8 protein-coding genes are annotated in these 12,439 nt (G+C 43.4%); all 8 read left to right on the forward strand.

Annotated elements, in window-relative coordinates; genetic code table 11:
- Window positions 1–11: 11 nt before the first annotated feature.
- The 8 genes from MMB75_RS06565 (at window position 12) to MMB75_RS06600 (ending at window position 12,368) form a co-directional block, all read left to right on the forward strand.
- Entirely contained in the window at window positions 12–1,763 is a 1,752-nt protein-coding gene (locus MMB75_RS06565) for a cache domain-containing sensor histidine kinase (RefSeq protein ID WP_016820839.1), read from the forward strand.
- Between the two features lie 187 nt (window positions 1,764–1,950).
- Window positions 1,951–3,264: an ABC transporter substrate-binding protein gene (locus tag MMB75_RS06570; protein WP_016820840.1), complete on the forward strand. Its 1,314-nt coding sequence runs from the start codon at window positions 1,951–1,953 to the stop codon at window positions 3,262–3,264.
- Between the two features lie 62 nt (window positions 3,265–3,326).
- Window positions 3,327–4,262 carry a carbohydrate ABC transporter permease gene (locus MMB75_RS06575; RefSeq protein WP_045244546.1) on the forward strand — a complete coding sequence of 312 codons (936 nt, stop codon included), beginning with the start codon at window positions 3,327–3,329 and terminating at the stop codon, window positions 4,260–4,262.
- Window position 4,263: 1 nt separating this feature from the next.
- The gene (locus MMB75_RS06580; protein ID WP_016820843.1) at window positions 4,264–5,100 is read left to right on the forward strand and encodes a carbohydrate ABC transporter permease; all 837 of its coding nucleotides are present in this window, start codon (window positions 4,264–4,266) and stop codon (window positions 5,098–5,100) included.
- Between the two features lie 55 nt (window positions 5,101–5,155).
- On the forward strand, window positions 5,156–6,775 hold the full coding sequence (locus MMB75_RS06585) for a glycoside hydrolase family 43 protein (protein ID WP_045244547.1): 1,620 nt from the start codon (window positions 5,156–5,158) through the stop codon (window positions 6,773–6,775).
- A 90-nt stretch (window positions 6,776–6,865) separates the two neighbouring features.
- Window positions 6,866–8,014, forward strand: coding sequence for a glycoside hydrolase family 88 protein (locus tag MMB75_RS06590; RefSeq protein ID WP_045244548.1), 1,149 nt, complete (start codon window positions 6,866–6,868; stop codon window positions 8,012–8,014).
- A gap of 438 nt (window positions 8,015–8,452) precedes the next feature.
- Window positions 8,453–10,843: a cellulase family glycosylhydrolase gene (locus MMB75_RS06595; protein ID WP_103042452.1), complete on the forward strand. Its 2,391-nt coding sequence runs from the start codon at window positions 8,453–8,455 to the stop codon at window positions 10,841–10,843.
- A gap of 325 nt (window positions 10,844–11,168) precedes the next feature.
- Window positions 11,169–12,368, forward strand: a complete 1,200-nt coding sequence (locus MMB75_RS06600) for a macrolide family glycosyltransferase (RefSeq protein ID WP_045244550.1) — start codon at window positions 11,169–11,171, stop codon at window positions 12,366–12,368.
- The last annotated feature ends 71 nt before the right edge of the window (window positions 12,369–12,439 follow it).

Raw genomic sequence — 12,439 nt, forward strand, 5'->3', positions numbered from 1 at the left:
GGTGCTCCTTCATGCGTTCATGGATACCGATACCTAAAAGTATATTCGTTAAATTCTCTGCTTCTTTTATTTTGGTTGGGCTTATTCCTTTATTCGCACTTAGTTTCTTTTCCGTTCAGATTTTCTCAGGCTATGTAGAGCGATATACAACCAGCAACTTACAGCAAATGGTGATGTACATGAGCTACAATATTAATTCTGCCTTCCAGCAGTACAATGATATTTCCAAGCTTATGTATAACGTTCGTTATGAGGGATTATCAGAAAATATACGTCGGAATCAAACCTATAATGTTAATGAACTAGAGCAGATTAATTCGGCTCCTATCGACTCATTTCTGAAAACCGTCCTATATAGCGACCCTTATATTACAGGGGCTTATTTTGTACGGGAAGCCGACGAGAAAATCTATTACCAAGAAAGGGAGAATAGGGGGCTTAGAAGCGAATTCCTCCCTTTCCGTCAGTGGAGAGAGAAAATGAGCAGCCAGCCTTCAAAGGTGGCTATCTTCCCAACACATCAGGACCAATATTTTACCGGTGCAAGGCGTGACGTTTTCACTATAGCGCGAAATTTGATCGATACTTCAGGCCCGCTCAAGCATGAACATAAAGTGGTGGGTACGCTGTTTCTGGATATCGATAAGTCTATGTTTAATCGGTTTCTAAGTGAGCTTTACCTTGGAGACCAGGATGAACTGGTACTGATTGATGGCAAGGATGATATTTACTTCGGTCATTTAGATGTCAGGTTGAATGAAAAATTATTATTGAATTCTAATAAAAATGAAATGCTTGTGTTGCAGGAGGAAATCCCCTTTCTAAACGGTAGGCTGATTGCTGGCATTCATCGCGAGGGGTTGTTTGATCAGCTTTTTTCCGCGAGGGCTACCGTGTATATTGCGATTCTGATCTGCTCGTTAGTGCTGATTATTATGGGTACCTGGTTCTCCCGCCGTCTCGCTTCGCCCATCCAAAATCTGATACAGCAAATGGCTGTCGTGGAATCTGGAAAATTGGACATGAACCTCCCAGTGAACAGCAACGATGAAATGGGCAGATTGACCCAAGGCTTTAACCGGATGGTCGAACGTCTTCAAGCACACATTGATGAGGCCTATGTGGCTCAAATCAAGCAGAAACAGACTGAGCTGAATGCACTAAAAAGCCAAATCAGACCTCATTATCTCTACAATACTTTAGAAGTTATACGGATGAATGCAGTGGATAAGGAGGCTGATGAGGTCGCTGATATGATTCACTCCTTGGCCAATCAATTGAAATACGTCATTGATTACGGTGAAGACCGTGTAATTCTATCCAGAGAGCTTGAACACCTGCATGATTATTTCTATATTATTTCGGTCCGTTATGAGAACAGATATACACTCCGCTGTGATATTTCTCAGGATGTTCAAATGGATTGGCCGATCTTAAAATTATCCTTGCAGCCAATCGTAGAAAACGCAATCCAGCACGGGCTACGAATGAAGAAAAGAGGTACTGTCGCAATCACTGTGGAAAAGAGGGAAACAAATCTGGCGATAACGATTTACGATGATGGTGTAGGCATGGATAAAGCGACTTTGGCGCGTATAACTGAAATCCTGAATAAGCCTGATGCTCTCAGCAGATCTGTTGGTTTAAAAAATGTGCACGAGCGAATACGTTCCATGTACGGAGAACAATATGGGTTATCCGTAAGCAGTCATGAAAATATTGGAACGTCTGTGCTGCTCTGTTTTCCTATCCCTGAAAAGTAAAGCCTGCATCAAGAGCGGATGACTCGTCCGTTCTTTTTTCATTCTTAAATTCCCCCCATATGAGGCTTAAAAAAGTTCATACAAGTAAAAACCAGCTAATGTTATTCTAAATAACGAAAGCGCTTACTTGTGTGACACAGCCGCTTTCAACAGCTTTTATTACATTAAAGAGGGGGTTTCAGTAGCTATGCTGAAAATGGCAAAATTTACGTTAAGTGCACTAGTGCTTACAACGACCATGTTCTTGGGAGCTTGTAGTGGAAGCAACAGCGATACGAATGGAACGAGGTCTGATCATGAGGGAGAGAAAGTGAGCTTTACCATTGGATATGCCTCAGGAGATCCGGCTGCTAAAAAAGCGATAGCCGATACCATCCAAAGATTCATGAAGGCCAATCCTGATATTAAAGTAAAGGATTACAGTGAAAACTCCAGCAGCTCCTACCTCGATTGGCTGAAAACGAAGGATGCGGTTGGCGAGTTTCCTGATCTGGTAGAGATGCGGGATACAGAGGTCTTTGCTGATGCGGGTAAAATCGTTGAACTGCCTTCAGACTTAGTGCAGTTGCTAGATTCACCTCCGGCAGTAGAAGGTAAAGTGTGGAATGCACCTTTATCAATGAATGCACCCCAAGGCATTATCTACAGCAAGAAAGCATATGCGGATGCAGGGATCACTGAGCTTCCTAAAACGTATGACGAGTTCATTGCCATCCAAGAAAAATTGAAGGCTTCCGGAATGACTCCGCTTGTGGTTGGTGGAAAAGACATTTTTCATATGGGATTTTGGGTAAACAAGTTTCTTATTGATGATGTGTATTCAAAAGATCCAAACTGGAATTCCAAGAAAACAGCCAAGAAAGTCAGCTTTACGGATGAAAATGTCGTACAGGCGATGACGGATTATAAAGAACTGTTCAAAAATTATGTGGATAAAGGTTGGCTTAGTACTCCTGACAATCAAACGGCTTCCTTTCTGATTACAGGCAAAGCCGCTCAACTATACTCTGGGACCTGGATGTTTTCACAAATCGAAGAAGCTGACCCGAACTTTGAATACGGCTTCTATGCGGTGCCTGATCGCAAGGGCAAAGTGAATATTATAGGGCTTCCATCGCCTGCCGGATGGTCCTTGTCCGCTGAAGTAGCCAAGGACCCTGAGAAAACGGAAGCGATCAAAAAATTCATTCGTTTTTTCTTCGATCCGGAGCAATATTCGCAGTATCTTGCGAGCATCAACGGAATTCCGTCAACGAAAGAGAAAGTCGAGTATAAGACCGGGGAAGCCATGCAGGTGGCTCTTGATCTGATGAACGACCCGAATGTTACGAAGTCTTTGGCTATTAATAACTGGTGGGGAGAAAACTTGATACAGCCTCAGTTCCGCAACTGGTTCTACAAAAAGCTGCAGGAGATGGTCGTGAACGACGGAGATGTCAAGACTTATATGCAGCAGGTGGACACGGAATATGACAATCAGGTGAAGGCGAATTCGATGTGAAATAAAACCTTTGGAGGAATCAGCTCCTAAGTGGTTCCTCTTTATAGGAAGGAATGGATTGTATGAGAGCACCCACAGCATCAACAGGAGGGCGCATTGCTACAGCGACAGCTCACCTAAAAAAGAAAAAGCAGCACCCCTTTGCCATAATATTTATACTTCCATCATTGATACTGTACACCTTGTTTGTTATCGTTCCTACCCTTGGCAGTGTTTATCTCAGCTTTACCTCTTGGAATGGAATAAGCGAGGATATCCGATTTATTGGCTTCGCAAATTTTATTGAGATATGGAATAGTCCCCGGGTTCATAATGCGCTTAAGAACACACTCATCATGACCATAAGTCTAGTCATTCTGGAAAACATAGCGGCGATTGCCATGGCCCTGATGGTTGATAGGATAAGGTGGTTCAAAAATTTATTTCGCAGTATTTTTTACTTTCCCACTTTGCTTAGCGGGATCGTTATGGGCTTCGTATGGGCGATGATCCTTAATTATAATTTTGGCGTTGTAAATCAAATCCTAGACACAGTCGGACTTGGAAGCTGGGCTGTCGATTGGTTGGGAGACCCCAAATACGCAATGCTGTCCATCATTCTGTCCACGGTCTGGAAAGGTGCTGGTTATTACATGATCATCTATCTGGCAGGGCTACAGGGAATCCCAGCAGACTTGTCTGAAGCCGCAAGCATTGATGGAGCGAATGGCTGGCAGCAGTTCCGTTATATTACCTTTCCGCTGCTTGCTGGCTCTATGACCGTATGTATGGTGCTTTCCATGATCAGTGCACTAAAAATATTCGATCAAATTGCTGTTATGACGGATGGGGGACCCGGCTTTGCGACTGAAACGTTGACCTACATTATTTATAAGGTAGGCTTTGGCGAATTGAGACAGGGCTTCGGCACTGCTCTTGCTATGGTATTGTTTGTCATTATATTGATCATTACCGTTATTCAAGTGAAAATTCTCCGAAAAAGGGAGGTGCAGTATTGATATGAGCATGCAAGCACGCCAAAAAATAGGCGAAGTGATCCTGTTCGTGGTTACTCTGCTAGTAGCGGTCGTATTCTTTTTTCCGATTCTATTTAACCTAATGTCTGCCTTCAAAAGCAATGGTGAAATTATGCGCGATGCTCTGTCATTTCCGACCTCACTGTATCTAGGCAATTTCAAATATTTGTTGACTGAGACTGAGTTCCCAAAAGCAATTGTCAATAGTTTGATCTTGACCGTTGTTTCAATCGTTATGCAAATCTTGATTATTCCGATGGCAGGGTATGCGATTGAAAGAAGAAACGCCAAATGGACCCATTTCGTGTTCCTTTATTTTCTTGCCGGGATGATGATTCCTTTTCAGGCTTACATGATTCCGTTATTCAAAGAGCTTAAAATCCTTGGCCTTTACGGAAGTCTAGCAGGACCGATTTTTATTTATATCGCAGGCGCTGTGGGCTTCGGATGCTTGCTCTACACAAGCTTTGTAAAAGGGATTCCTAAGGAAATTGAAGAAGCAGCAGAGATTGACGGCTGTAGCAGGTACACTATTTTCTGGAGAATTGTATTTCCGTTGTTAGGTCCGGTTACGGCTAGTATGGTCGTATTGAACGGGCTTGGCATCTGGAACGATTTTCTCTTGCCAATGCTAGTACTTCCATCCGGTGAACCCAAAACGATGGTTGTAGAAATTTATCGATATATCGGGGAGTTTTCGTCAAGATGGGATATGATTTTTGCCGGAACCGCCTTGTCCGTTGTTCCTGTGCTTATTGCATTCGTTTTTATGCAAAAGTTCTTCATTAAAGGAATTTCGTCAGGGGCCACAAAAGGATGAAAAATCCTTCTTCCTTCCATTTAACAAATTACTCTACAGGAGGTTCTCCTTAGACATGAACAAAATTGTTAACCCTGTTCTGGTTGGCTTTCATCCTGACCCCTCTCTGATCCGAGTCGGGGATGACTACTATATGGCTACTTCTACTTTTGAGTGGTTTCCTGGTGTGGAAATCCACCATTCTCGGGACTTGATTCATTGGAGGCTGACAGCCAGAGCTCTTACAGAATCCTCTCAAGTTAATTTAAGAGGCAATGTCGCATCCGGATCAATCTGGGCGCCTGCAATTTCCTATGATGATGGTTTATTTTATTTGTTATTTACGGATGTAAAATCGCGCAGCAGAGTGTATAAGGACCTGCATAACTATATCATTTGTTCGAAAAGCATTGAGGGTCCTTGGAGCCAACCGGTAAGACTGAATGGCAGCGGTTTTGATCCATTTCTGTTCCATGACGATGACGGACGCAAGTGGCTGCTCAATATGCGTTGGGACTTCAGAAAAAATCACAACAACTTTTCAGGTATTATCATGCAGGAATATGATGCAAAGTCTCAATCCCTGATTGGACCAATACACGAAATTTATAAGGGCACGCCAGTAGGCGTTACAGAAGGACCCCAGCTGTATAAACGGGGAGCGTTCTATTATTTATTAACCGCAGAGGGCGGAACAGGGGTTCAGCACATGGTAACTCTTGCGCGCAGCCGCAATCTGACCGGACCTTATGAAACTGACCCCCATTTTCCGCTCATGACCACGGCGCACGATCCAACATACCCATTGCAGCAGGCGGGTCATGGGACGCTGGTCGAAACGCAGCACGGGGAGTGGTATATGGCCCATTTGTGTACCAGGCCTTTTTCTGACACTTCTTTAATGAATCCGCTCGGCAGGGAAACAGCGATTCAGAAGTGTATATGGACCGAAGATGGCTGGCTACGTCTGAGCCATGGCGGCAAATTACCGGCTCTGGAGACAGAAGCTCCGAACCTGCCAAGCCATCCTTTTCCAGCAGAAGAACCTAGAGACCACTTTGACAGGGAGGACATTGGCTTTGCGTATCAAAGTCTGCGTGTCCCATTCGATCCCTCATGGGTTAGCCTGACCGACAGACCCGGATTCTTGCGCTTACGCGGAAGAGAATCGCTTGCGTCTTTACATGATCAAAGCATGGTTGCCCGCCCAATCCAGCATTTCCATTGCTCGGTGGAGACCTGCATGGAATTTAAGCCGGAAAGCTTTTATGAAATGGCCGGTTTGGTTTGCTACTACGATGATGGAGATTACTACTACTTACGAGTGACTGGCGACGAAATCCGTGGAGTTACGCTAGGTGTAATCCTATCTAAGGCAGGCAAATATGATGAGATTTCGACAATGCAGCTTTCAGTAGTAGATTGGAAGCAATACTATTTGAAAGCCGTAATTCATGGACGGGATTTGATATTCTATGCATCTCCTGACGGGCAGGAGTGGACTGCCGTATGTAATCCACAGGACTTTGGCACACTGTCAGACGAATATGGAGGCAAACTCGGATTTACAGGAGCTTTTGTCGGAATCTGTGTCCAAGATCTGGATAGGCAGAGCAAGGAGGCCTGGTTTGACTATTTTGAATACCTTCCTCTGGAAAGTCTTGTAGACCATACTTCTCCGCAGAAAGGGAAATAGAGGGTTACGTCTATTTTCGCCCACGTTTGGTTATTTTCGCGACAGGCTGGGGTTGTCTTCATATTAGAGAAAAAAGAAGGGATGAAATTCATGTTTACTTTAGATAGCGCAACCGTTTGGGTTAACGAGATCGCAGACCAAATCATCGCTAAGATGGACTGGCTCAGCGAAAAATCAAGAAACAAAATCCCGTATACAACAATCGATGGTGAACATGATGACCGATCGGTCTGTAATCCTACCCGTACGGAAGCGGATGGAATAAATTGGTGGACCAACGGATTCTGGGGGGGAATGCTGTGGCAGATGTATCATGCAACAGGCAATCCGAAATACAAGGACGTTGCTGAAATCTCTGAGCAGAAACTGGATGCCTGCTTTCATAATTATTATGGTCTGCATCATGATGTAGGCTTCATGTGGCTCCCCACGAGTGTGGCTAACTTTAAACTCACCCAGAATCCAGTATCCCGCAAACGGGCAATGCACGCGGCAAACCTACTTGCAGGTCGCTACAATCTGGCAGGGGAATTCATCCGAGCCTGGAACGACCTAGAAGGCGAAGATACCAGAGGCTGGGCCATCATTGACTGCATGTTGAACATTCCGCTCTTGTACTGGGCTTCCGAAGAAACCGGCGATCCTCGTTTTCGGCAGATTGCTGTGAAGCATGCAGACATGACCATGAATGCTTTTGTGAGAGCAGATGGGTCCGTCAACCATATTGTCGAATTGGATCCATTTGTAGGCGGAGTGGTAAAAAGCTATGGCGGACAGGGGTACGAGGAAGGATCTTCATGGACGCGGGGGCAAAGCTGGGCATTGTATGGGTTCATGATGAGCTATAACCATACGCAAAAAGAAGAGTATTTGAATACGGCCAAGAGGGTTGCCCATTATTTTATCGCCAATATACCTGAAAATGGGGTTATTCCAGTCGATTTCAGACAGCCCAAAGAACCGGCGCTTGAGGATTCGACGGCTGCAGCCATTGCCGCCTGTGGTCTGATCGAGATTGCCAAAGTGGTCGGGTTGCATGAGAAAGATATATATTTGCGAGCAGCGATAAAACTGCTGCAGGCGCTACATGTCGACTGGACGACTAGCTGTGACTGTATCCTTAAGAACGGCTCTGCCTCATATCATGCAGCCACTCATCATCATTCCATCATTTACGGTGACTATTTCTTCATAGAGGCTATGTTCAAGCTCAAGGGGAGCGATTTATATTTCTGGTAAACAAGATTACCACCCTGAGAATATCGAGTTTAATCGACAACTATATAAATATAACAAAGCTAGACAAGACAACTGTTGAGAGAAAGTTGTCTTGTTTTGCACTTTTAGGACCCATACCATGGAGTTAGGAAAACAGATTTTAAAACTTTTTAATCATCAAGGCATAGTACTGGAAAACAAAAATATATATGCTTTAGGTCGCTTTGATAAAATTTCATCGCTGGGAATGATACAGAAAATCTATTAAAGCGAATAATTTTTTAGTTGTAAAAGAAAGCGTTTACTTAAGGGTTGTTCCACGTTTGTTTATTTTTGTCCCAATTATGAACGGAAAGGAGAAGACTTTGCCATGCCTCAGGGATAGAGATTGGAATTGAAATCTATGAGACGCAGGGGTAACCAATTAGCTGTTTATTATGCTCAATAGGAGGTTTGGGAATGAAAAAAACCATAACATGCTTGATTTTGTTTGGACTGCTTATGAGTATGTTGCCGATCAAAAATGTGAGCGCTTCCGATAATACTAGGCTTACCCAATTGGCAACCGCAAGCTCCATCGAAGATGCGAGTAAAGCGGCTGATTTTGCGATTGACGGTGACCCGCTAACTAGATGGTCCTCACAATATTCAGATCCGCAGTGGATAAGTGTAGATCTCGGTAGCACCACCAAAATCAATGGCGTTACGCTTAACTGGGAAGCCGCTTACGCGAAGTCTTACCAAGTTCAGACATCGACGGATGATGATCATTGGACTACCGTCTATTCCACCACGACTGGAGATGGAGGAATCGATAAGATATCTTTCGAAGCAACAGACGCTAGATATGTAAAAATGAGTGGCATTGAAAGGGCTACCAGCTACGGATATTCCCTTTGGGAATTTGAAGTGCATTCAGCTGACCAGCCGGAGGATAACTCACCTCCAACAGTGCCCTCCAATCTGGTCAGTTCCTCTGTATCGGATACGACAGTAAGCTTGCAGTGGACGGAATCTACAGACAATGTAGGTGTTTCAGGCTACGACATCTACAAAGGATCAGACCTCGTAGGTTCCAGTGCGTCGACATCCTTCATCGTTACCGGCTTAACAGCCAACATGGCGTACAGCTTTTACGTGAAAGCTAGAGATGCCGCAGGTAACGTGTCAGATACAAGCAATGTGATTGATGTTACCACCACCACAGCTAACACAAATATTGTTTCAGGTGAAACATATAAACTAACGGCACAGCATAGCGGCAAAAATCTGGAAGCAGGAGACTCAACTGCCGATGGAGCGAAGGTGCAGCAGTGGACGGACAGCGGCAGCGCTCGGCAGAGATGGAAAGTCATTGACGTTGGCAACGGATATTATAAATTGATTGTACAATCCAGCGGTAAAGCATTAACAGTAGCCGGAGGCTCCTCAGAAGATGGTGCTAGTGTACAGCAATGGACAGACAGCGATTTAACTAATCAAAAATGGAAAATGATTGACGTCGGCGATGGATATTATAAGCTGCTTGTACAATCTAGCGGTAAAGCGCTGGATGTAATCGGGGGTTATACTAATGACGGGGCAAATGTGCAGCAATGGACGGATAACGGAAATGATCAGCAGAAGTGGAAGTTTACGCTTGTTGACTCAACCCCTGATACGACGGCACCAACAACACCAACAAATCTGAAAAGCTACTCCAAAACAAATACTTCGGTAAGTCTTGTATGGACCGCATCCACAGACGATGTAGATGTTACCAGCTACGATGTGTATAATGGAACAACTTTAGTCGATTCAACAACCACGACAAGTTATACGGTGACGGGACTTACCGCTAATACAGCATACAGCTTCACTGTAAAAGCCAGGGATGCAGCAGGAAATATTTCAGCAGCAAGTAATATCATAAAAGTTACGACGAATTCTACAACTGAGAATACAGGTTTTTATATTAACGGAACAACGCTCTACGATGCCAAGGGAAATCCGTTTGTGATGAGGGGAATCAATCACGCTTATACCTGGTATAAGGGACAAGAGTCTGTAGCGATCCCCGCCATTGCGAAAACGGGAGCGAATACTATTAGAATCGTACTGTCAGATGGTCAGCAATGGACGAAAGATGATCTGTCAGCGATACAAAATTTAATCACATTATCAGAGCAAAACAAATTAGTCGTTGTTCTTGAAGTCCATGATGGCACAGGGTCTGACAGCGCTGCTGTATTGGATAATATCGCTAATTACTGGATTGAAATGAAAAGCGCACTCATTGGGAAAGAAAGCACCGTCATCCTCAATATCGCGAACGAATGGTATGGAACCTGGGATGGAGGAGGATGGGCGCAAGGTTATAAGTCTGTTATTCCTAAGCTCAGAAATGCTGGCATCAAAAATACAATTATTGTTGACGGTGCAGGATGGGGGCAGTACCCGCAATCCATTTTTGACTACGGAACAGAAGTCTTTAATGCAGATCCACTTAAAAATACGATGTTCTCCATTCATATGTACGAATATGCCGGCGGAAATGCCGCCACAGTAAAGAGCAATATGGATAATGTACTGAATAAAAACCTGGCTCTGCTGATTGGAGAATTTGGTATTAAGCATACAAGCGGTGATGTGGATGAGGCTACCATTATGAGTTACGCTGAGCAAAAGGGCGTAGGTTATCTTGCATGGTCTTGGAAAGGAAACAGCCCGGGTCTTGATTATCTGGATATGGCCACTGACTGGCAAGGATCCAGCCTTACGGAACAAGGTCGTATTATCATTGAAGGCCCTAATGGTATTAGGGCGACATCAAGATTAAGCACGGTTTATAGCGATTCAGCCAACAAATAGTCATCCAGTAAACCATGAGTATTTAACGTTATCCAACAGTGTCCAGCATGAAAACAAGTCTTTGCTGTATGCAAAGCCGCCAACTTGGCGGCTTTTTTTGTTGCAGAGTAAGAATATACATCGAATTAATTCAAATGTCGTCTTACAACCTACTAACTTAAAAGAATAATAAACAAGTTATGGAGACGGAGACGATTGAAAGTATATTAACTTGAGAAAGCAGCTACAATGTTCATTAGAGAAGCAGCACCCTGAAATTCAGAGAACATGTTAGAATCAGAAACGGATAATTTTACTGAAGAAAATGAACTAAGGAGCGGTTGAAATGGCGCGTGTTTTATTTATTAATGGTGGATCAGAGGGACATATCAATCCAACCATTGGAGTTGTACAGGAGCTTATTTCGCGCGGAGAAGAGGTAGTGTACTTTTCTATAGAAGCCTTTCGGGAGCGTATCGAGAGGACGGGAGCTTCAGTACGAACATTTGACGATCAAAAATTTATAAAAGCTTTTATCTCAGGTGGAAGAGATTATTTGCTGGAAAGAATTAACGGTCTTTTACTTACGGCAGATATCATCATTCCAAGCGTTCTCGAACAGATCAAAGGAGAGCATTTTGATTATATCATCCATGATTCCATGTTTGGCTGTGGACGTATACTTGCTCAAATTCTTAAGCTTCCTGCAATCAATTCTTGTACTTCTTTCGCCCAGACAAAAGAATCATTCAATCATATTATGGAACAATTCTCCATTAATGTCCCTAAAGATATAGTTAAACCTATAAATGATAAATTTCAAAACCTGACGGCAATGGTAAAGGAGAAATATGGAGTGGAGATCCATTCACCTTACGAAGTGTTTTGTAATCCTGCACCACTTACAATCGTATATACAACAAGAGAGTTTCAACCTTATGGAGAAGCATTCGACCAAACTTATAAATTTGTAGGTCCATCCATCTCTTCACGATTAACGCAAGAAAGCTTCGATTTTACTGCAATCAAGGGAAAAAAAACAATTTACATCTCATTGGGTACAGTCTTTAACCGAGCAATTGACTTCTATAAGATTTGTATTGAGGCATTTGGGAACACGGATCATACAATTGTCATGTCGATTGGGAATAGAACCCAAGTTTCCGATTTAGGGGAAGTTCCTGAAAACTTCATCGTAAAAAATGATGTACCACAAACGGATATCTTGCAACACACTAAATTATTTATTACACATGGTGGAATGAACAGTACCCACGAAGGTCTATATTACGGGGTTCCGCTGATTATAATCCCGCAAAGCGCGGATCAACCGATCATCGCAGGACAAGTCGCCAATATGGGAGCAGGTATTAAGTTACAAATGGAAAGCTTGACTGCAAATCAATTGCGTGAAGCCGCAGATCATGTGTTAAGCCTCCCATTCAAAAAAGCTGTTGCACATATGAGAGAATCTTTTCAAAAAACTGGTGGATATCACCAAGCTGTTAATGAGATTTTCGCATTTAAAGGTCAATATCATATTTAAATATATATTGGATGTAAGCTCGTCTATTGCAGCATATTAGGGAATTCGGTAGAATTTACTCATACTACTTA

The organism is Paenibacillus sp. P2(2022) (genome assembly GCF_029522175.1).
GTDB classification, from domain to species: domain Bacteria; phylum Bacillota; class Bacilli; order Paenibacillales; family Paenibacillaceae; genus Paenibacillus; species Paenibacillus polymyxa.

Excerpts from the sequence above, each read along its gene's own strand:
- MMB75_RS06565 (WP_016820839.1), top strand. The coding sequence starts at position 12 with ATGCGTTCATGGATACCGATACCTAAAAGTATATTCGTTAAATTCTCT.
- MMB75_RS06570 (WP_016820840.1), top strand. The coding sequence starts at position 1,951 with ATGCTGAAAATGGCAAAATTTACGTTAAGTGCACTAGTGCTTACAACG.
- MMB75_RS06575 (WP_045244546.1), top strand. The coding sequence starts at position 3,327 with ATGAGAGCACCCACAGCATCAACAGGAGGGCGCATTGCTACAGCGACA.
- MMB75_RS06580 (WP_016820843.1), top strand. The coding sequence starts at position 4,264 with ATGAGCATGCAAGCACGCCAAAAAATAGGCGAAGTGATCCTGTTCGTG.
- MMB75_RS06585 (WP_045244547.1), top strand. The coding sequence starts at position 5,156 with ATGAACAAAATTGTTAACCCTGTTCTGGTTGGCTTTCATCCTGACCCC.
- MMB75_RS06590 (WP_045244548.1), top strand. The coding sequence starts at position 6,866 with ATGTTTACTTTAGATAGCGCAACCGTTTGGGTTAACGAGATCGCAGAC.
- MMB75_RS06595 (WP_103042452.1), top strand. The coding sequence starts at position 8,453 with ATGAAAAAAACCATAACATGCTTGATTTTGTTTGGACTGCTTATGAGT.
- MMB75_RS06600 (WP_045244550.1), top strand. The coding sequence starts at position 11,169 with ATGGCGCGTGTTTTATTTATTAATGGTGGATCAGAGGGACATATCAAT.